Origin of the sequence: Methanospirillum hungatei JF-1, assembly GCF_000013445.1 — an archaeon.
GTDB classification, from domain to species: Archaea; Halobacteriota; Methanomicrobia; order Methanomicrobiales; family Methanospirillaceae; genus Methanospirillum; species Methanospirillum hungatei.
The window spans coordinates 1-22,843 of sequence record NC_007796.1; the positions used below are offsets into that span (position 1 = coordinate 1).

The following is a 22,843-nucleotide window of genomic DNA, read 5'->3' on the forward strand; positions in this document are numbered from 1 at the left end:
TCACGGCTGCACATACCGTGATAGGAAAGCCCTATCGACCTATATATCCCGAGTTTCCAAAGACCAGTGCCAGGGTTTCAAAGATCCTGGTGAAAAACATGCATAATCCGGTTTTACGGATGACAGATCCGGATATCCGGTTGAAGATGTGCGTGGTTTTGGTGAAGAAAAAGACGGAGATCCGGTTTGTTTTCCATGAGCGATCATTTCAGTTTCCTGCATTCTTTGGAACATATCACGACAAAGCTCGTGGTACTACGTACTGATTGGAGTGAAACAGGCCCTCTTTCCTGTTTCCATGCACATATTCATCTGTACATGCCCCCATGAGAATATGTACACTGATATCCGATCAGGACTGAACTGGAGGCTGACTAATAATATCTATCCCTGATGGATAAGCATTTGCATTTCAATTCTGCCATGCATTGCAGAATTACATGTAATATTTTTCGGACGAGAGTGAGAGTGTGAAGAGTACAAAAAAAGTAGAATGATCTCGTACTATACCCGGTACCGGGGGGAAGGAGCACTCATGGCAAGGGAGATCCCTTTTTGAATGCATGAAAGCCCCTCTTCCTGGTACCCGGTCTTTCGAAGAGTCATTCCTTTATTGTACCAAACTTCTGCATTGTTCGGATCAGATTCGAGTGCCTTATCATACCAGACCAGTGCATCTGCATGGTTTCCCATATGATCCAGGCAATCTGCAACCTTTTGAAATGCCCGCCCATTATTCGGCTCTTTTTCAATAATCTCTTTGTAAAGCCTGATTGCGATCTCATACTCACCCCTTATCTGACATTCATCAGCAGCACAAAAAACTGATTCAATCAAGGGATCGATTGTCGCATACATTCGTTCAAAAGCTGACGTTCCCTCTGTTGACATGTGTATCCTGTCCTAAAAACAAAGACCGGTAAAAATACCCCAAGACGCTCGTCACACACACATTTAAGACTCCCTTTTACCTTTCCCGGTCTTTGGCCTGCAACCAGAATATTCAGATGATACATATCAGATCCATACGGCGATTCTCTTGTCCGGTAAAGAACTGACCTATGCATTGAATGTTCATCATTTATGGGATAGTACTTGAGGTAATTTCCATTTAGAGAGTATATTGATAAGGATATGCCATTCAGATATGCACGTCAGTAATGCCATGCAATAAAACAAAAACAGGGAATTATGATAGGCAAATAAAAATTTCCCCCACATAAAAGGATATTTACGAGGGAGATCCGGACACGGGATCAGAGCTCAGCGGCGATTTTTTCGATCATGGTCCTGATATCAAGCCAGACAACCAGTCCGCTTTTATCCTTCTCACCGGTTGTTTTTGTCTTCTTCCTGATGACACCCAGAATGTCCCGGTGAGTCTTCTGCGATGATGTATTCTCCTTGTCGATATCTTCATTGCCATAAGTTGTAACAGAGAAGACATCATCCACGAGGATGCCGATTGGCTTTTCTGTTATCGAACGATCAAGCACGATGATCCGGGATTTTTTCTTCCCCGATGATTCGGTGGTGATATGCATGAGATCTTTCAGGTCAATGATGGTGGTTATCATTCCCCGAAGGTCTATGATACCCTTTAGATAAGGAGGGGTGTTTGGGAGCGGAGTTACTTCGGTCTGGGTGATCACCTCCCTGGTATCAAAGAGATCAATTGCAAAGAGTTCATTACCAAGGATGAATTCAACGACCTGGATGGTCCCTGCCCCCTTTGTCCTGATCCGTGACGTTGTCTGAACGGGAGCCTGTATTGCAGGTCCTTCCTCATCAAAGGCTGCCTGGGCCTCAACACTATAGGTTGCCATGATATATCCTCTCCTGATACTTGGTTTATTCATTCATAAACTTACCCCTGTCGGTTGGCATACAGGGAAAATGGACATACCAGAGGCAGGTAAATAAATCCTGAATCAACCGGATTTAAGTAATCAGGCCGCAATTGAAGCGACCTCACAGGATTATACAGTGCACTACGAAAATTCCTTATTATAACAGGACATAAACCTCATCAATTATCCCACGGTCACGAAATATATGCATACCTCCTCACGCACCTCATCAGATATTTTAAAAATACTCCTTGTTGATGACGAGGATGTGGTTCTGCATGCTACCCGTGAGTATCTGAAGACATGTTTCTCTTTTGATGTTGATATTGCAGTATCAGGATCCTCCGCCCTTGCCAGACTTTCAGAAAACGAGTACGATGCCATCATTGCTGATTATGAGATGGAATCTATGAGCGGACTGGATCTCCTCAAGGCTATCAGGGAACGCGGGGATGATACCCCATTTATTATCTTCACCGGAAAGGGGAGGGAGGAGGTTGTTATTGAGGCATTTGAACGCGGTGCAGACGGTTATGTTCAGAAAGGCGGTGAAATTCGATCCCAGTTTGCAGAACTGGCCCAAAAGGTGAGAACCGCAGTATGCAGTACACGATCGGCACGAGCAGTTCATGAACAGGATACCAGACACCGGATACTCTTTGAAACGATGGGGCAGGGAGTGATATACCAGGACAGGGACGGTACAATCATCGAAGCAAACCCTGCAGCAGAAAGAATCCTTGGGATCCCTCTGGATCAACTTACCGGAAAGCGATGGGATGAGTTATCCCTACACATGATTCAGGAAGACAACTCTCCGTTTCCGGTAGAGAAGCAGCCATCAACACAGGCCCTGCACACGGGAAAGGTGATTGCCGATACCATTATGGGTATCTGCCATTCGGATGATGATGAATGCCGATGGATTCACGTGGATGCCACACCCCTGTTTCGGAATGGAGATGAGAAACCCTTTCAAGTTTATTCGATATTATCAGACATTACCGGACTTCGGGCAATAAAAGAACAGGTTACCCTCCATGCAGAGCGGATATCAGCCTTCCTTGAACTGAACCGGTTGAATGCTCCATCACGTGCAGAGCTTCTGGATTATGCAATAAATGCATGTCTGAAGATTACTCAGAGTCAGTTCTCATTTATTGGTCTTGTTAATCCTGATGAGACCGAAGTCACCATCCATGCCTGGTCACCTTCGGTTATAGAGACTTGCAGGGTACAGGAACAGAAGAAGAATTTCCAGGTTGCGGATTCAGGAATCTGGGGGGATGTGCTGAGAACGCGAAAGCCTCTTATCCTGAATTCATTTCAGGACCTAGACTCCGGTAAAAAAAGATTTGTAAAAGGCCATGTTCCTATCACCAGGTTTTTGGAGGTTCCGGTTTTTGACGGGGATAGGATCGTTGCTCTTCTGGCGGTAGCAAATAAAACCCGTCCATATAATGAGGACGACAGTCAGGCACTCATTGCCTTTGGAAATGAATTATGGGGGATTATACATCAAAGAGAGACCAGGGAGGCTTTATTTCTTAAGAATTATGCAATTGAATCATCGATGAACGGGATTGCTATCGCAGACCTCTCAGGAATACTGACTTATGTAAACCCTGCTTTTTTGTCAATCTGGAATTATCATCATCGAGATGAGGTGATCGGAAAGAGTGCGATTACATTCTGGAAGAACCATGACCAGGCTGCAGAAGTTATCGAGGCAATCAAAACTGCAAAACAATGGCAGGGAGAGATGGAAGCTGAACGGACAGATGGTTCTCATGCGATCCTCTTAGTTTCAGCCCATTCCATACTGGATGAATCAGGCACCCCTCAGGCCATTATGGCATCTTTCATTGATATTACTGATAAAAAAATGGCAGAACAGGAACTCATTCAGGCAAATAATATCATTGAGGGTATGCTTAATGGCATCCATGATATCGTGGGCCTGCAGCTTCCTAACCATTCGGTTGTCAGGTATAATAAAGCAGGGTATGAGGCTCTTGGTCTATCCGCTTCTGAAGTTGTGGGAAAGAAATGCTATGAACTCATCGGCAGGGATACCCCCTGTGTTCCTTGTGCGACCAGTGAAGCTATTGCACGAGGACAGTTATATACAATTCAGAGATATAGCCCTGAAATTGGAAAGTTCCTTGAATGCACCAGTAATCCTATCCTCAACGATCAGGGAAAGCCAGAGCTTATTGTTGAACTCCTTCATGATATCACCAGTCAGAAAAAGGCTGAAGAGGCACTCAGGGAGAGTGAGGAACGGTTTCGCCAGCTCTTCAACAATGCATCAGATGCCATTTTCCTCCATGAACTGCATGATGATAACTCCCATGGGCGATTCATTGAGGTCAATGATGCAGCTTGCAGGGCTCTTGGGTATTCACATGAGGAACTCCTTGAGAAAGCGGTGTTTGATATTAATACCCTATCTGACAAAGAGGCTGCTCCGGATATCACCAGGCAGCTTATCAGTGAAGGACATGCCTTATTTGAAGGCACCCATGTCAGGAAAGACGGCTCTATCTTTCCGGTCGAGGTTTCAGCACATCTCTTCGAGCTTCATGGATCACGGGTGGTCCTTTCCATCTGCCGGGATATCACTGAACGGAAACGGAGCGAAAAGTCAATAATCGAAGCGAACCGGAAACTTCAGCTTCTATCCAGTATCACCAGACACGATATCTTAAATTCACTTGGGGGTCTTCTCCTCTTCCTTGATAGTATTCCACGATCAGATCTCTCGCCTGTTGTCAGAGAAAACCTCCACCGGATTGAGGCATACGCACTGACTATTCAAAAACAGATCAAATTTACCCATGATTATCAGGTTCTGGGACTGCAAAAGGCAATCTGGCAGGATCTTTCCCGCTGTTTTCAGAAAGCATCCGATCAATTTGATACAGGGAGGATAACGGTTGAAGAACATCTGTCAGGGATAGAGATCTTTGCTGATCCCATGCTGGAGAAGGTCATATACAACCTGATTGATAACGCCCTTCGGTATGGTGGCGCCAAGCTCTCGAAGATATTCGGATATTACCGAACGGACGGTGAAGATCTGATATGGATTATTGAGGATGACGGAGCGGGTGTTGCCCCGGAGATGAAAGATCAGATCATGGAGAGAGGCGTCGGGTGTAATACCGGATTCGGACTCTTTCTTTCAGCAGAGATCCTCTCCATCACCGGCATGACCATCACCGAAACCGGCACAGATGGGGAGGGGGCCAGATTTGAGATCCGAGTTCCAAAAGGGATGTTCCGTCTTGGAACAGATCAGAGACCGGAGGAGAGAGGATGACTGATCCTGGGTCAGACCAATCGATTCCTGGATTTGAGGAGATACCCTATGAGGCTTTTTTTTCAAACGCACCAATAGGTATCTTTGTTGCCGACGACCAGGGCAGATATCTCTTTGTGAATGATGCTGCCTGCACCATGACCGGGTATACCAGAGATGAGCTCATCGGAAAAAACCTCATACAGTTCGTCTACCCTGATGACCGGGAATTTGCATATAGACACTTCGCACAGGTCAAGGAGACCGGATCTGCGGTAGGAGACTGCCGGTATGTTACGAAGTCTAAAGAGATCAGATACTGGGAAGTAAAGGCAGTCAGAATTTCTGATACCTGTTATATCGGATATACCTCGGATATTACCGATAAAAAACGATCAGAGCATGAAATTGTACGGAAGAATGAGGAACTTCAGGCAACTTTTGAAGAACTTTCATCAACCGAAGAGGAGCTGAAGCAGCAACTTGAAGAGATCCTCTCGGCACAGGCAGAGATTGAAGAACGTGAGCAAAAATATCGCCTTTTATTCAACACCAGCGAAGCAGGTATTGCTCTGCATGAAATTATCTGGAACGAAGAAGATGTTCCGGTTGATTACCGGTTCCTTGAAATAAACCCGGCATTTGAGAAGATTACCGGACTTTCAGCCAAAGATATCATCGGAAAGCGGGTAACTGAAGTCCTGCCCGGTGTGGAGTCATATTGGATTGAAACATACGGAAAAGTAGCACGTACCGGAAAGACAGTGCATTTCGAGAATTTCAGTCATGAACTCGGAAAATATTACGAGGTCACTGCATACTCCCCGGTCAAGGGCCAGTTTGCAACTCTGATTCAGGATGTAACCGAGCGGAAGAAACAGGAGATACAGCTCAAAGAGACGAACAGCTTTCTTGAAAATCTTATTAATCATGCAAATGTGCCCATTATTGTCTGGGATCCCTCATTCACCATTACGCGAATAAATCACGCATTCGAACTTCTTATTGGGAAACCTGCAAATGAGATCGTGGGAAAAAAGCTCGAGACCCTCTTCCCTCCTGATGAGGCAGAACGCTCGATGCGGCTCATCCAGACAACCCTTGAAGGGGTCAGGTGGGAGACCGCAGAAATTCCTCTTTTAAATAAAGATGGTGAGATAAAGACAGTCCTGTGGAACTCGGCAACCATTTATGATCCTGATGGGATGACACCCCGTGCAACTATCGCTCAGGGCAGGGATATTACCGCAGAACGGCAGCTAGAGCGGGAAAAAGATGAGGCTGCTGCCCAGATACAGGAAAATATTGCAAAACTGGCCATACTCAATGACGGTATCAGAAATCCCCTCACCATCATCGCAACATTCACTGAAATGGCTGCGGATACACAGACTGCAGACCTCATTCTTGCAGAGATAAGCAGGATAGATGAGATGGTAAATAGTCTTGACCGGGAGTGGATAAAATCAGAAAAGATTCTGAACTTCCTGAAGAAGCATGATTTCGAAAAGACCGGATTTGACATCAACAAATACCCGGATGTATTACCAGATATCCATCAGAACGGTGAAAAATCGGGTTTTAGCCCATCCGGCAGATATGAACTCTTTATCGAAGAGCTCCAGGCACAACTCTATACCATCTTGGACAGTATTGATGCCCTGATTTATGTAGCAGATATGGAGACGTATGAAATCCTCTACCTGAATAAACAGGGTCGTTATATATTTGGAAATATCCTGGGCCAGAAATGTTACACCTATTTCCAGAATAATGCAGATGGTCCCTGCCAGTTCTGCACAAACCATCTCCTCGTTGATGAAAAAGGGCCAACAGGTGTGTACCGGTGGGAATATTATAATACCAGAACCGGAAGGTGGTTTGACTGCCGGGACCGGGCTATCAGGTGGACGGACGGAAGACTTGTGCGACTGGAAATTGCTACAGACATAACAGAGAAGAAGCACAAAGAAGAAGAGATCAAAGAAAGTGAGGAACGATTCAGGACTCTTGTCAATGCAATACAGGAGACAATGTCTGTCATTGACCGGGACGGGACATTCATCTATGCAAATGCCACCGCAGCAAGGAATCTTTCAGGTAAGGATCCATCGTTTGTAATCGGAAAGAACATCAGGGATTTTGTATCTGAAGAGAAAGCAGAAGAGTTGATTCAGAATTACCGGACAACCATTGATACCGGCATTCCGTTTGCCGGTGAGGTTCCGGTAATGATGCAGGGGGAGCTCAAATACTTTTATAACCGGCTGATTCCTTTCAGGTTTTCCCAGGATGACGAGCAGGCAGTGCTCTCCCTTTCCCTGGATATTACGAAGCAGCATGCAATCAGGGAAGAGCTGACTCTTCGGGAGGAGCAGTACCGGAGAATAGTTGATACTGCACAAGAGGGCATCTGGCAGATGGATCGACAGAAGAATACGGTATATGTAAATCCACGGATGGCAGAGATGCTCGGGTTTACTCCTGAAGAGATGCTGGGGAAAAATGTCACATCATTTATGCCACCAGAGGAACTTGATCATCATGCACAAAGGATGATCCACCGGATGCATGGAGAGAATGAGCGGTATGAACAGGAGTTTGTGAAAAAGGATGGATCCCGGATCTGGCTGCATGTATCAGCAACCGCTCTGGTAAATGCAGATGGAACGTTCAACGGCTCTTTTGCGATGCTTACCGACATTACCGAACAAAAGAGGGCAGAAAAGGCACTTATTGAGAGTGAAACCAGGTTTTATGAACTCTTCAATAATCTGCCTGTTGCAGTAGCCATTTATCGGCCGGTAGATAACGGAACTGATTTCATCTTTACAGACTTTAATCGTGCAGGTGAACAGATTGAGAAAATAGAAAGAACAGACATTATTGGGAGAAGTGTTCTGGAAGTATTCCCCGGGGTCAGGGATTTTGGTCTTTTTGAGGTTTTTCAGCGAGTATACGAGACTGGAATCCCTGAAAAATTTCCGATCTCATTTTACAAGGACAACCGGGTGACCGGATGGAGGGAAAATTATGTCTACAAACTTCCATCAGGAGAGATGGTCGCAATTTATGAAGATATGACGGAGCGAAAACAGGCAGAACATGAACTGTTCGTTCTCTCCCGTTCACTATCAGAAGCGATGAAGATTGCAAAAATGGCAGCATGGGAGTATGATCTGAAGACCGGGATGTTTACTTTTAATGACTTGTTTTATTCCATGCTCAAGATAACGGCTGCAGAGGCTGGTGGTTACCAGATGTCAGCTGATGAGTTTGCAGATAGGTTCATCGTCCCGGCATATGCCAGTCAGGTACGTGAGATAATACAAAAGGCAGCAGAATCATCTGATCCCGAATTCGAGATGATAATCGAGGGAGAGCTACGCCGTCCGGATAACAGCACCTTCTGGGTGACCACCTGGCTGAAGACTGACCGGGATGATGCAGGAGAGATTACCAGGCTCTTCGGGGTCAACCAGGATATTACCGAACGGAAGGAGATGGAGACTAAACTGAAAGACTCCACACAGAAGTTACTGCTCCTCACCCAGATCAACCGACATGACATCTTTAATGAGCTGACGGCAATGCATCTCATGCATGACCTTGCCCTTGATACCAACGACCTTACGGAGATCTACTCACTTATCAAGAGATCTGAGGAAGGACTGCGAAGGATTGAGAGAGTATTACAGTTTACCAAGGAGTACGATAATTTTGCCTCCTCACAGAGTTTGTGGATGGTCCTCCACCGGATCATAGACTCGATTCGGGAAGAAGTTGCGGCAGGGGATATCCTTTTTGAAAATTCTGTTCCGGAGAACATTGAGGTTTTTACAGATCCGATGATTCAAAAAGTTTTCAAGGCCCTGTATGAAAATGCTATTCGACATGGACAGAACCTGACAAAAGTCTGGTTTTACACCCAGGAGCGTGAGGGAGGTCTGATAATTTACTGCGAAGATGACGGTGTAGGAATTCCGGATGTAGAGAAAGATGCAATTTTCAGATATGGCCATGGAAAACATACGGGAATAGGTCTCTTTCTTGCGAGGGAGATGCTTTCGATAAACAGCCTGACCATATGCGAATCTGGAATGGAAACAAAGGGGTCCAGATTTGAAATACATATCCCTAAGGGGAAATGGAGATATAGAAGAAGTACCTCCGATACCACTACAAATTCAGACAGAAGAGAGCATACAGGAGAATAGAACGTATCGATGAATCTGATCCGAAATTTTTCGTTGAAACACGAATCGCATAGGGAGGATTATACAATTCGACGTATCGCATCAGACTTTTCGATCGTATGGTATCAGAATAGAATATTCATCCAACCTGCCGTGCTCTCTGAATAATTATAGGCTTTCTCCGGGGATCAGCTTTCCATGCATCCAGACAGGGGATGATTTTACGTTCCATTTTCTGTACGAATGGTACACTTTTTGGATCATAAAAGTGTTGCAAAAGTACACTTTTCTGAACGTTCGCTCAAAAAAAGTCCTTCAATATCTCTGGGGGTTTACTTCGATTCCCCGTCAGTAATGGACGCTGTATTAAAATTATGATGTTTTCGAAGAAACTCGAGGACCTTATCAGACTCCATCCACCGGTGATCCAGATCATTCACGATGGAATCTATCTTTGCAACCTGCTCACTGATCTTCTCTGCAAATTCCACGTCATCAGACATACTTGCCAGCGTAAGGATGATACTGAGAGGATTGCGGATCTGGTCATTGAGAACCGCTAGTTTTGCAATATTCTTCTCTATCTGTCTGACTGCTGCAGTTTTTTCATCTTCGAGCTGCCGTTCCCGGGTGATGTCTTTCCCTGAAGCAAGAATTCCGATGCATTTGCCAGAAGGAGAGCGAATCGCATGCATAAACCATGAGATGAACCGGGGTGAACCGTCACTGGTTAGAATTTCCCCTTTGAACCGTGAACAATCTCCATACCAGCCCTGGAAGAATTCATGGAAGAATTGCCGTGTCAGGGCCCATTCAGAGGGGGGAAGAAACTGATCAAACCAGTTTTTTCCAATGATATCATCATGCGAAAGACCCAGGAACTCACACCCTCTCCGGTTGATAAGAGTGATTGTGCCATGCCGGTCAAAGGCCAGAATCATCACCTCTGCAACGTTGAGATACTGATGTGCACGTTCCCGTTCAAACCTGATCCGTTCAGCGGCTTTCACCTGCTCTGTGATATCATATGCAATCCCGATAACGCCGTTGATTATCTGATCCGGTCCGGTCATAGGGGTGAGCGAGGTCTGGAAGATTACCCCGTTATGATCATATTCAAATGTTACTTCTTCTCCGCGTAATGCACGGATATGCGCCTCTATTGCCGGGTGATTCCCTTTTGAAGAGTGAAAAAAATCATAAAGATTCTGTCCGACAACTTCTCCGGGGGTAAGACCAATAAGGGATAGGCCCTTTCCTTCTGATAGAAGATAATTGAGCTCCCTGTCAACAACCCAGAGAGTTGCCGGAATCTGCCGGGTAATAAACCGCAGTTGTTCCTCACGCTTACGGATTTCATACTCCGCCTGGGCAAGCTGCTGGTACTGGAGACGCAGCTCATCCTGCTGAGCGATGAGTTCCTCATTTAAAACAGAGATTTCAGCATTTTGAAGGATAAGAGAGTTATAGAGTTTCTGGTAATCTTCAGTGTATTCGGGTTTTTTCTGGAGAGGATGCTGATCAGGAGCATCTGGGAGAGGGGTAGGGATCTGGCGCCTTGAGTTATCCATTATATAACTCCGGATTCAGATGAGACTAATCGATTCCATCGCTGATATGGGAGACCAAAGAACATTTTTTGGAAGGAATTAATACTGATGGTAAGATCAGTAGATTGCATAAACCTGATTAAAGGTAGTCCATAAGTCGATAAATACGTTATATTGTGCTGTACATATTCAAGCCATATAGCATCATAAAACCGGAAGACCGTCATTTCAATAACAGGAGTCAGAAATAATTATGAAATTAAGATATATTATTATTACTGATTCATATCTGATATCAACTTACGGACATCAATCCAGATAACCAGTTCTTTTCTGCTCTCTCCCCGCTCACCTACTTCCTTCTTTATTATCCCAAGAATATGCCCCTCTTCTTCAGTGCCACCCCGTGCAGCCTGATCAATGTCCGTGACCGGCACGGTCAGAACTGAAGTAACCTCATCCACAACAATTCCGGTTTTTTGTGACGAGACCGTATCATCCATAACAATAAACCGGAGGTCTGCAGAAGACTTGTCTTTTGCTGCTGCAATCTGAAGGAGCTGACGAAGGTCAATGATCGTGGTTATCTCACCGCGAAGATCAATGATTCCTCTGATATGGGATGGAGCGTGAGGGAGAGGGGTAATTTTTGAGGCTTCAACGATCTCCCGGACATCAAAGAGATTCACTGCAAATTTATCCTCTCCAATAATAAACTCAACAACCTGGATTTCATCATCCTGTTCCTTTTTGCCAGTATGAATCTTTAGATCAGCAATTTCCATGATTCCCTCTAAATTTTAAACTTCGCCATTTCACTGGAGACAATTTCCACGATCTCATTCACATTTGCAACTATCTTACTGATCTGGTCAATAGACGCCGAAGCTTCCTGGGTTGCAGCTGCTGCATCTCCTGCCTCTTTTGCCGTATTTTGAACCAGCCCGCTTACTTCATTAATACTGGCGGTTACTTCTTCTACTGATGCTGCCTGTTCTTCTGATGATGATGCCACATCGGTTGCGTTCCGGGTGATGTCATCAATGGATGCTGCAATCTGCTCAAAAGCCCCGAGCGTTTCTGAAAGGGCAGAACTTCCCATGGCAACAGTCTCTCCTGCATGACCCATGGCATCATTCGCCTTTTTGGCTTTTGTCTGGAGGGCCATGATCATATCTGCAATATTCTCGGCGGACTGACGTGAATCCTGGGCAAGGGATTTGACTTCAGCTGCAACTACCGCAAATCCTCGTCCTGCTTCACCGGCCCGTGCTGCTTCAATAGCTGCGTTCAGGGCAAGAAGGTTGGTCTGGTTTGCGATATCTGAAATGAGTCTTACAATTTTACCGATCTCATCCATCTGCTGATTGATGTCTTTGACTATCTGATCAACTTCAGACGATGACCGCTTGATCTCCTCCATTGCCGTCTCAGATTTTTGTGCCAGTTCAACCCCGTTCTTTGCATACCCGTTTGCTGCGGTTGCGGTGGATGATACCTCCTCGGCACGGCGGGATACTTCAGCAACGGTGGTATTGAGATCTTCCATAGCTTTGAGAACCTGGTGAATACCATCTTCTCCCCGTATTGCATTAGAACTGACTTCCCCGGCATTTTTTGCAATTTGTTGTGCTCCGGCTGAAACCTCCTCAATACTTGCGGTCGCTTCTTCAGCATTGGAGGCAAGGTCAAGAAGTTGTTTATTGATAAGACCCACAGCTGCCGATATCTGGATACCGATATTGTTCAGGGCGTCTTTAAATTCTACCCAGTCACCTGATACCTTCAGTGATGGATCCACCCGTGCAGTAAAGTTGGAATTTGCATATTCTTTGGAAACGCGAAGGGCTTCGTTCACCGGGACGATAACACTGTCCAGTGTCTCATTGACTCCTTGTACGATCTTGCGGAAATCACCCTGATGTTTGGAGGCATCTGCACGTGTTTTAAGTTTTCCATCAAGTGCTGCCCTGGAAAGCATATTTGCATCATCGACCAGAGCGTTGACAGCATCAATACAGACATTTAGATTATTCTTGATGGTGTTGAAATCACCGTTATAGTTATCAGTGATCTTTGCCGGAATATCTCCTTTGGAAATACGATCAACATATCTCGCAGCAACATTGAGCGGTCCAATAACCGCGTCTAGCGTATCATTCACACCCTCAACGATCTTCCGGAAATCGCCCTGATGTTTGGAGGCATCTGCACGGGTATCTAAACGACCTTCTACAGCTGCTTTGGAAAGTAAATTTGCATCCTCCACTAATGCTTTAATATTATCCCGTAGTTGTATCAAATATTCATGAATTTGATCTTTTTCTGAGGCTTTTTGAACATCTGCAGTCATATCGCCCTCAGATAGTTTTGTCACGTACACAATTAAGTCTGAAAGCCAAAGAGGCTGTTGCACAAACACAAAAAAAGCTTAATATAAATTATTAAAGCTTAATTATATATATTATTAAGATCAATATATTATATGTCTCATCGCTATAACATGATTAGAGGATATGGTAATGAACAACAATTTTTACTCCCTGTCAATGCGATGGACTGGCTATCTGAAAATGATATTACTTATGGCATATTAGAAATTCTTTCGATTCTCGATATTAGTCCATTTATTAATAAATATCGTGACGATGGTCGCGGTTCTGCCTTTTTTGATCCTCGTTCAATGCTTGGAATAATAATTTATTCAATGATTCGTGGAGAAAAATCTAGCAGAAAAATTGAGATGTGCTGCCATTATGATATTGGATATCGGATCGTCGCCAATAATCTTACACCTGACCATACAACGATCTATCGTTTCAAGAAGAATAATTCAAAAGAAATCAAATCCCTTTTTAAACAATTATCTCAAATTATCGTAGAATCCGGGATAGCAAGAATCGGTGTCCTAGCCCTCGATGGATCAAAATTTGGCTGTAATGCCTCTTTATCAGCCAATAAAAAATTAAAATACCTTGAAGCAGAGCTAGGTCGGCTTTTTGATGAATCACAGGAAATTGATGAGTTAGAAAACGATGATATAAATATTCAGGATATGGAGATTAACCGACTACCTGAGCATCTTTCAACAAAAGAAAAACGAAAGGAAGTTCTTAATCGGGCTAAAGAGAAATTAATTGAACGACATGATATCGAATCTAAAAAACAAGAAGAAAAGATTCTGGACCGCGAAAAAGAAGAATTAGAATCGGGTAAAAAGAAACGAGGTAGAAAGCCTTTAGAGCCTAAAAAAGAGCCATCTTCAGATTCAAAAGTAAATCTCACTGATCCTGAAAGTCAGATAATGTCAACCACCAATGGCTGGATTCAAGGGTATAATGGGCAGATTATCGTTTCTGAAAATCAATTTATCCTCGCTGCAATGATATCAGATGAGCAAAACGATAAAAAATTATTAATACCTATGCTAAATGAACTCGAAGACCTTTTTACGGGTATTCATCCATCAATTTCGCCTAATATACTACTATCTGATGCAGGTTATTTCTCATACCCGAATTCTTTAGCAGAATTGGATTATGGCATTCAACTCATCATCCCTCCTTCTAAAGAAAGAAAAATTCCAGAATATTCAGATAATGATGGGTATATCTCACGAATGGAAATGATATGTCGGGCGATTTGTATGGGAGAAATAATCACATTTCCGGAATTGCAAAGTATCGGGACGTTTGTTTGGCAATCTTTTATGAACAGAGAGAAACAAGCAACAACTCAGGAAATTTGTAAACGAGTTATGGAAGTACGTGTGAAATCCCCCACTGGTAGAGAGTTATATCGAAAACGAAAATACATGGTCGAACCAGTTTTTGGTAATATGAAACATAATATGAGGTTTAGGAGTTTCTCTCAAAAAGGGAAAGAGAATTGCGAGGGAGAATTCTTTTTAGCTGCATTAGTGCATAATATAAAAAAACTTATCAGATTTGAGGGTATAGTTAAAATTAAAGAATTTGCTACGAATATTATAAAACCGTCAAGAGGTTCAGGTTTTTCCTATATTTTTGCAAACACAGTATGTAAAGTGGGAATTGATACATGCAGGTTCATACATCAATTAGTCTATTTTGGTTGATAGCTTAAGGGGTAGAGATCGATCATTTGTGATCCTGCATGATATTGATCATTGGTGCAACACCCTCCAAAGATGAACACCATTTATCGCGTTTTTCATCTTTTCATGATCACCATGACAAACGATCTCTACTTTTTCACGGAGATTTCCACCCCTAATCTGCTCGAGAATACGGTTACCCTCTCCAATAGGGATAAGAATCTCATCGAGCATCTGATTCATACCCCGGATGACATCAGCATATGCTCCTTTGAACTGATCCGGGTTTCCACGCTCAGATAATTTTCCCGCTTTTGAAGCTTCGGTTAACCGAATCAATTCATTTTGTAATGCCTGAAGGGTTTCATACACCTTAATAAATGCGGGAACAAGTATATCTTCATCAGACCTCTTCCCACCTTTTACAAAATTATTATACTCTGAAAGATCTCCGTTGCTTATTTGAATTATGGAGTTTGCGATATGATTAACCCGGTCCCTCACTTCATTCACATCAGATGCAACAAGTGCAAAATCACCAAGATATTTCTTTTCTATGCCATGTGAGTAGTCATTCACAGCCATCCTTTTAAGGACAGCAGAAATGTCATGTAATGGACCGATGACGGCATCCAGGGTATCATTCACACCCTCTACGATCTTCCGGAAATCACCCTGATGTTTGCTTGTATCTGCACGGGTATTTAAACGACCTTCTACAGCTGCCTTACTCAGCATATTTGCATCGGCAACCAGAGCGTTGACAGCGTCGATACAAGAGTTCAGATTATTCTTGATGGTGTTGAAATCACCATTATAGTTATCAGTAATCTTTGCCGGAATGTCACCTCTGGATATATCATCAACATATCTGGCAGCCACATTCAGGGGACCAATAACCGCATCCAGGGTATCATTCACACCCTCTACGATCTTCCGGAAATCACCCTGATGTTTGCTTGCATCTGCACGGGTATTTAAACGACCTTCTACAGCTGCCTTACTCAGCATATTTGCATCGGCAACCAGAGCGTTGACTGCGTCGATACATTGATTCAGATTATTCTTGATGGTGTTGAAATCACCATTATAGTTATCAGTAATCTTTGCAGGAATGTCACCTCTGGATATATCATCAACATATCTGGCAGCCACATTCAGGGGACCAATAACCGCATCCAGGGTATCATTCACACCCTCTACGATCTTCCGGAAATCACCCTGATGTTTGCTTGTATCTGCACGGGTATTTAAACGACCTTCTACAGCTGCCTTACTTAGCATATTTGCATCGGCAACCAGAGCGTTGACTGCGTCGATACATTGATTCAGATTATTCTTGATAGTATTGAAATCACCATAATACGTATCAGTGATTTTTTCTGGAATATCACCTTTCGAGATACGATCGACATAACCGGCGGCAACATTGAGCGGCACGATAACCGCATCCAGAGTATCATTCACACCCTCTACGATCTTCCGGAAATCACCCTGATGTTTGCTTGCATCTGCACGGGTATTTAAACGACCTTCTACGGCGGCCCTGGTGAGCGTCAGAACATCCTGGATTGCTGCTTTTTGAGAGGTAAGATCAATAATAAACTCTACTGCACCGGTACATACCCCCTCATCATTTACTATCGGGGTTGCGGTGATGAGTATGGGAATATCCCTTGAACCGATGTGGGCAACCGTCTCTTCAGTGATAACCCGACGTTCCCGGATACTTCGCATGGTCGCACAATTCCCACCCTGACAAACATCATTTTGAAACAGGGTATGGCAAATTGTCCCGATTAAATCTTCCGGTTTTTTCTGAAAGAGGTCTGCTCCTGCATTATTGATATAAGTAATTTTCTGGCTCATATCAATGGCAATCACCGGGGTTGCAACACCATTGAGTACCCCCTGAATCTCCTTTCCGGCGCGTCTTAAATCATCTTCCTTTTTCTTGATCTCAGTGAGATTCTCAAAATATTCAACTGCTCCAATGACCTCACCTGAATCATTGAACAATGGAGAGGCATAGTAATGGATGGGGATATCTTTTCCCCGTATGTGAGCAACAGTCTCACTCTCAATCTTTCTCTTTTCCCTCATAGCCCGAAGGGTAGCACATTCCCCACCATCACAATCGTCGGTTCTGAATAATTCATGGCATTTCTGACCAACAGCCTGCTCACGGGTCAAAGCCAGTATTTCAAGAGCGGCATCATTGATCATCTGAATTGTCCTGTCAGGACTTATTTGAATAACCGGCGTTGCAACCCCGTTCAGAACATTCTGACAGAATCCTAAATCATCTCTATCAAAAGTCATCCGATATCACCAATACTCAGTAAATATGTATAAACTGTGATTGAGTATAACACGGCTTATTTGCCGGGCAATAATGCCATGCATATCGCTCTCCTTATTATCTCTGAATTAAAACCAGAAACATATGCCAAGCCAGGAGAGTGACATTGCAACCAGTTCACGTATCCTGGAATTATTATCCGACGCTCCACAGGGAGCCAGTATCGGGGAGATATCATCTGCCCTCAACATGAACCGGAACCTGGTTGCAAAATATCTGTCCATTCTTCACATGCAGGGCAGGGTTGAACTGCGATCCTATGGAAAAGTGAAGCTTTACAAAAAAACGACGAGAATACCATTCCATGCCCTTTCACTGATTACCCGTGGCTGTGTCATCGGTCTTGACCAGCTGTTGTATGTCAAGGAGGTTTTAGGCTATTGCAGGGAAATGACCGGATCAGATAAGAATGAATTATTATCAAAACCATTTTCAGAAATATTTCATCCGGCATTTACCAATCCTGTTGTAAAAAAATACATACAGGAATATCGGAATGGAGCAGTCGCACCCCCTCTTTATAAAGAGATATCCTGGCGTAAACGAGGATTTGATCTCACCGTTGTTCCCTGTATATTTGATGATGGGACACAGGGGCTTGCACTTATCCTTGCCGAACAGGCAAACAATGCACCCTCCCATAAAAAAGAGAAGAGCCACATCAGAACCTACCAGTACCTGACTCGCGAGACGCCGAACTTTATCCTTCATCTGAACGCCGAGGGAGATGTTCTGTATGTCAATGAATCGTATGCCACTTATTGCAATGCACGGGCGTCAGATCTTCTGCACACGAATGGCATCCCTCTAGCCACCCAGGATGATTTTACCCGAATCAAAGAGGATGTTTTAAAAAACTGGTCTTTGAATGAACCGACAGTCAGCGATATTCAGGTCGTGATGAATGACGGATCTGTGCGATGGCAGACCTGGGTATTTCATCCGGTCAGAGAACAGGGCATCCTGACTGAACTTCACGGATATGGCAGAGATATCACCGATGAGCGTGAAAGAGAGAATCTCTACCTGCGACTCCAAAAAGAGTTTAATCAGGATGTCCAGGAGAAAACATCTGAACTTCGTGAGATAACGGCCCAACTCAGGAAAGAGATTGACGAGCGAAAGTCACTTGAACTGGCACTGAAAAGAAGTGAAGAAAAATACCGGAACCTGACTGAGATTACCACCGACATAATCTGGGAAACAGATCTCTTTGGAACAATCGTATACATCAATCCAAAAGCAACATCCATCCTGGGGTATTCTCCCGAAGAATTAGTCGGGAAAAAAATCTGGAGTAAAATTAATCCGGATTACCGGAATCATATCGAGCACTATTTTTCAGGGGCTAAATGTTCGCCATTTGAACAGATTGCATTCCCTATGACCCGATCTGACGGATTAGAAGTATGGATTGAATTTTCCGGCATACCACTGTTTAATGATGAACATCAGTTCTCCGGGTATCGGGGGATCGGCAGGGATATTACCAAATCAAAATTGATTGAAGAGCATAATCAAAGGCTTCGTGCCATAATAGAAAATACTCCAGATATTGTCAGAATTTCAGATATTCATGGAGATCTCCTCTATATGAATAAGGCAGGAAGAAAGATCCTGAAAATACCTGAAACCGAGGATATCACCAGATATAATAATGCCAGTTTCATGACTTCTGATGAATGGACAAAGATTCTTGAAGGTCGGAGTATTGCCATCAGGGAGGGGATATGGCAGGGACTGACCAGACTTATCGCAACGGATGGAACCATCATCCCGGTATCGCAAGTAATCATCGCTCATAAGCAAGGCAAAGGAGAAGAGATGCTCTTCTCCACAGTAGCCCGGGACATATCAGACATAACCAAATTCAGACAGGAACTTGAAGATGCCAGCGTCTATAGCAGGAATCTCATTGAAGTAAACCTTGATCCACTCGTGACCATCGGTCCTGATGGTAAGATTCAGGATGTCAATCACGCAACCGAGATGGCAACAGGATTTTCTCGCGAGAAACTTATCGGAACAGACTTCTGCTCGTACTTTTCGGACCCGGTGATGGCAAGGGAGGGATATGAACGTGTTTTCTTACAAGGGTATGTCAGGGATTATCCGCTTGAAATTATCCATAAAGATGGTCATAGCACTCCGGTCCTATACAATGCTTCAGTATACCGGGATAAAAACGGAAATATACAGGGAGTATTCGCAGCAGCACGTGATATCACAGAGATCGTAAAATTCCAGAAAAAACTGGAAGAGTCTCATAATTACACACGAAATTTGATAGAGGCATCCCTTGACCCTCTGGTGACCATCGGTCAGGATGGAAAGATTCAGGATGTCAATCATGCAACCGAGATGGTCACCGGATATGCCAGGGAGAACCTTATCGGAACGGATTTCTGCGCATACTTTAAAGACCCCAAAAAAGCAAGGGAGGGATATGAACGTGTTTTCTCACAAGGGTATGTCAGGGATTATCCGCTTGAAATTATTCATAAAGATGGTCATAGCACTCCGGTCCTATACAACGCTTCAGTATACCGGGATAAAAACGGAAATATACAGGGAGTATTCGCAGCAGCACGTGATATCACTGCCCTGCTGGAAAGTGAATTCACACTTGCAGCCTCACGGGATTATTACCTGAAGATCCTGGATGAATTTCCTAATCCAATATGGCGCTCCGGGCCTGATGCAAAATGTAATTACTTCAACAAAGCATGGTTGAAATTTACCGGGAGGACTCTGGAAGAGGAATATGATGACGGATGGGCAACCGGAGTTCACCCGGATGATCTTGATCGGTGCATATCACAATACCTCTCTTCATTTGATAAAAGAATCCCATTTTATATACAATACCGGCTCCGCCACCATGATGGCTCATATCACCGGATTGCCGACTATGGCGCCCCCATCTATGATCTGAAGGGAGAATTTACCGGATACATCGGATCATGTTATGACCTGGACAAGGAGGAACCATGATCCGGGTCCACCCTTTACCATTAACCTGAGCGGTGAAGTAATAGCCTGGAACCGGGCTCAGGCTGCCCTTACCGGAATTTCGGGAGATGAGATAATCGGGAAGGGAGACGGGATGTATGCACGAGCACTGTACGGGGACAACCGTCCGATGCTGGTGGATACTATCCTCAATGAAAGGATTCCGGTTTTTGAGTATTACCGTGAAATATGCCGGGATGCGGGTACCATTACCGCAGAGACATCATGGGGAAGGTCACCATCTAAAAGACAATTCAATCAGGCATGGAGACCGGGCCACCCATATTTTTATTCACGTTGAATCATCATAGGATAATCTGAATATCATATACCAGGATAATGGGTGTGGAATTTTAGATGATGTGAAAGAGCAAATTTTCCAGATTGGGTTCGGTTCAGATACCGGTTTAGGACTGTTTCTTATCAGGGAGATTTTACAGATTACTGGTTTGACCATCACCGAGAAGGGAGTGCCAGGGATGGGAGCTCAATTCATTATCTCGGTTCCCAAGGGTAGGTTTCGGATAGGTTCGTGATAAGGCGCGTCAAAAATATTTTTTTCGCAGAGTATTTCACCGGTAATTCTAACAGCCAGAACATATAAGTGTACGATCATCAAAACGGAATGAAATACTCATCAATAACATGACTCAGAGAAAACTTCCCATCGGTATTCAGTCGTTCCAGGAGATTCGAACCGGAGGATATGCATATGTGGATAAAACGCCATATATTGCGTCTCTTGTGCGGGAAGGAAAATACTATTTTCTATCTCGTCCACGGAGATTCGGGAAAAGTCTTTTCATTGACACCCTTGAGTGTGCTTTTTCCGGAAGGAGTGATCTCTTCACAGGTCTGTATCTTCACGCAGTGGAATCCGGGTGGGATTTTTCACACATATATCCGGTTCTCAGAATTGATTTTGCTGGAGGAACACTCCGGAGTCAATCTGACCTGACAAACCGCCTGCACAGGATCCTGGATAGCTGGGAACATAAGTACTCCATAGGGCCTTCAAATGGTTCTCCCGGTGACCGGCTCCTCACCCTCATCCCCCAAATTTCTGAAAAAACACAATCACAGGTTGTTATACTTGTTGATGAATATGATAAACCAATCCTGGATAATCTGGGTGATTCATACCTCGCCACTGATATGAGGGATCTGTTAAAAGATTTTTATGGAGCGATAAAACCACTTGATGTCCATGTGAAATTTGTTCTGCTCACAGGTGTCTCAAAGTTCTCAAAAACCGGAATATTCTCAGGACTGAATAACCTGAAAGATATCACACTTGACCGCAGGTATTCAGCAATCTGTGGGTATACAGAAGAGGATCTGGAGAACGTATTTGCAGAATGGCTTTGCCAGTTTCATAAGCACGAGGTCAAAGAGTGGTATAACGGATACAGCTGGACAGGCCAGCCAGTCTATAATCCCTTTGACATTCTTCTGCTTTTTGACCAGGGAATATATAAGGCCCACTGGTTTGAAACTGGCACCCCGTCATTTCTCATAAATCTGTGGAAACAATCCCCACGTCTTCCTGCAGAATATGAAAATCTCATCGCCGGTGAGGAGTTACTGGGATCCTTTGATACCGATTCAATCCGGTTAGAGACGCTCCTCTTTCAGACAGGATATCTTACGATCCGCTCATGGGTAAGCAATGCCAGTGAAGGAACCTGGTATACTCTGGGGTTTCCAAACAGAGAGGTCAGGGAGGCATTTAACAAACAAATACTACTCCTTTTTGATTCGAAAAAACAGGTTCCACTTCCCCTAATCAGGACGGCTTTTGAGTCTGGAGATACAGAAAAATTACGTTCACTCATACATGCATTCTTTGCATCCATACCCCATGACTGGTACAGAAAAACCCAGATAAAAAAATTTGAAGGATTTTATGCCACTGTCCTGTATGCCTACTTTGCCAGTCTGGGGTATGAGATTACTCCTGAAGACACAACAAATAAGGGAAGGATTGATCTCACCGTTAAAACCAGAACCGGGATATGGATTTTTGAATTTAAAGTACTAGGCCTTGATACCTCCAGGGATACAAGCCCTCTGACCCAGATCAGAGAAAGGAGATATGCAGAAAAATACTATTCCGATCAAAAAAAGATCTACGAGATTGGAATTACATTTAACCCGGAAACAAAAAATATCGATAAATGGGAAGTTGGATAACCTATAATTCACCCCGCTCCAGAAGTATCGGACTCACATCATATACCTTGTATCCTGTATTGCCAAAACAGGAGATGATATGAAGTGACAGATCTGCTTTCCGGATATCAGGTTTGGTAAATCCGGGCATACCCTCAAGCTGAGGATGAAATGCTATAACGTGTTCGATATTATAGCAGAGGTAAGATTGTCAATCGTGATCGGGAGAATACCGGTAATAAATATGTTCGCGATTGCACCTGATTGCCTCCCGGCATTTCGACTTGAAAGATGGATTTTAAAAATAATTAAAAGAAAAAGA

Annotated in this window: 15 protein-coding genes; 8 read left to right on the forward strand and 7 right to left on the reverse strand. The window is 43.9% G+C overall.

Annotated elements, in window-relative coordinates:
- Positions 1-98: 98 nt before the first annotated feature.
- Positions 99-266, forward strand: a complete 168-nt coding sequence (locus tag MHUN_RS18840; protein ID WP_158498254.1) for a hypothetical protein — start codon at positions 99-101, stop codon at positions 264-266.
- Positions 267-504: 238 nt separating this feature from the next.
- On the opposite strand, the gene MHUN_RS00010 is transcribed toward MHUN_RS18840, so the two are convergent.
- Both MHUN_RS00010 and MHUN_RS00015 read right to left on the reverse strand, forming a co-directional pair.
- A complete protein-coding gene (locus tag MHUN_RS00010; RefSeq protein WP_011447080.1) occupies positions 505-891 on the reverse strand; it encodes a tetratricopeptide repeat protein in 387 nt (128 codons plus the stop codon).
- A 365-nt stretch (positions 892-1,256) separates the two neighbouring features.
- Positions 1,257-1,859, reverse strand: coding sequence for a chemotaxis protein CheW (locus tag MHUN_RS00015; RefSeq protein ID WP_011447081.1), 603 nt, complete (start codon positions 1,857-1,859; stop codon positions 1,257-1,259).
- 196 nt (positions 1,860-2,055) lie between these two features.
- On the opposite strand from MHUN_RS00015, the gene MHUN_RS16945 reads away from it, so the two are divergent.
- Together MHUN_RS16945 and MHUN_RS00025 are read left to right on the forward strand one after the other, a co-directional pair.
- Entirely contained in the window at positions 2,056-5,175 is a 3,120-nt protein-coding gene (locus MHUN_RS16945) for a PAS domain S-box protein (protein WP_011447082.1), read from the forward strand.
- Positions 5,172-9,371, forward strand: a complete 4,200-nt coding sequence (locus tag MHUN_RS00025) for a PAS domain S-box protein (protein WP_011447083.1) — start codon at positions 5,172-5,174, stop codon at positions 9,369-9,371. The genes MHUN_RS16945 and MHUN_RS00025 overlap by 4 nt, the downstream gene beginning before the upstream one ends.
- A 311-nt stretch (positions 9,372-9,682) precedes the next feature.
- Here MHUN_RS00025 and MHUN_RS00030 read toward each other — a convergent pair whose 3' ends face one another.
- The 3 genes from MHUN_RS00030 to MHUN_RS00040 form a co-directional block, all read right to left on the reverse strand.
- Positions 9,683-10,921 carry a PAS domain S-box protein gene (locus MHUN_RS00030; RefSeq protein WP_011447084.1) on the reverse strand — a complete coding sequence of 413 codons (1,239 nt, stop codon included), beginning with the start codon at positions 10,919-10,921 and terminating at the stop codon, positions 9,683-9,685.
- A 254-nt stretch (positions 10,922-11,175) separates the two neighbouring features.
- On the reverse strand, positions 11,176-11,685 hold the full coding sequence (locus tag MHUN_RS00035) for a chemotaxis protein CheW (protein ID WP_011447085.1): 510 nt from the start codon (positions 11,683-11,685) through the stop codon (positions 11,176-11,178).
- A gap of 8 nt (positions 11,686-11,693) precedes the next feature.
- Positions 11,694-13,316 (reverse strand): methyl-accepting chemotaxis protein, encoded by a 1,623-nt coding sequence (locus MHUN_RS00040; protein ID WP_239441542.1) that lies wholly within the window; start codon positions 13,314-13,316, stop codon positions 11,694-11,696.
- A 69-nt stretch (positions 13,317-13,385) separates the two neighbouring features.
- Here MHUN_RS00040 and MHUN_RS00045 point away from each other — a divergent pair, with 69 nt between their 5' ends.
- Positions 13,386-14,996 (forward strand): IS1182-like element ISMhu2 family transposase, encoded by a 1,611-nt coding sequence (locus MHUN_RS00045; RefSeq protein ID WP_011447087.1) that lies wholly within the window; start codon positions 13,386-13,388, stop codon positions 14,994-14,996.
- 48 nt (positions 14,997-15,044) lie between these two features.
- Here the strand turns inward: MHUN_RS00045 and MHUN_RS17995 are convergent, their stop codons facing one another.
- Positions 15,045-17,297 carry a PAS domain-containing protein gene (locus MHUN_RS17995; protein ID WP_011447088.1) on the reverse strand — a complete coding sequence of 751 codons (2,253 nt, stop codon included), beginning with the start codon at positions 17,295-17,297 and terminating at the stop codon, positions 15,045-15,047.
- Positions 17,298-17,421: 124 nt separating this feature from the next.
- On the opposite strand from MHUN_RS17995, the gene MHUN_RS00055 reads away from it, so the two are divergent.
- From MHUN_RS00055 to MHUN_RS00065, 4 genes are all read left to right on the forward strand, one after another.
- Positions 17,422-20,331 (forward strand): PAS domain S-box protein, encoded by a 2,910-nt coding sequence (locus tag MHUN_RS00055; protein WP_011447089.1) that lies wholly within the window; start codon positions 17,422-17,424, stop codon positions 20,329-20,331.
- Positions 20,306-20,650, forward strand: coding sequence for a hypothetical protein (locus tag MHUN_RS00060; RefSeq protein WP_048067158.1), 345 nt, complete (start codon positions 20,306-20,308; stop codon positions 20,648-20,650). The genes MHUN_RS00055 and MHUN_RS00060 overlap by 26 nt, the downstream gene beginning before the upstream one ends.
- Positions 20,651-20,675: 25 nt before the next feature.
- Positions 20,676-20,885: an ATP-binding protein gene (locus tag MHUN_RS18000; protein WP_275039226.1), complete on the forward strand. Its 210-nt coding sequence runs from the start codon at positions 20,676-20,678 to the stop codon at positions 20,883-20,885.
- A 109-nt stretch (positions 20,886-20,994) separates the two neighbouring features.
- On the forward strand, positions 20,995-22,542 hold the full coding sequence (locus tag MHUN_RS00065; RefSeq protein ID WP_011447090.1) for an ATP-binding protein: 1,548 nt from the start codon (positions 20,995-20,997) through the stop codon (positions 22,540-22,542).
- A 1-nt stretch (position 22,543) separates the two neighbouring features.
- Here MHUN_RS00065 and MHUN_RS19650 read toward each other — a convergent pair whose 3' ends face one another.
- Complete coding sequence (locus MHUN_RS19650; protein WP_275039196.1) at positions 22,544-22,672, reverse strand: hypothetical protein; 129 nt, start codon at positions 22,670-22,672, stop codon at positions 22,544-22,546.
- Between the last annotated feature and the right edge of the window lie 171 nt (positions 22,673-22,843).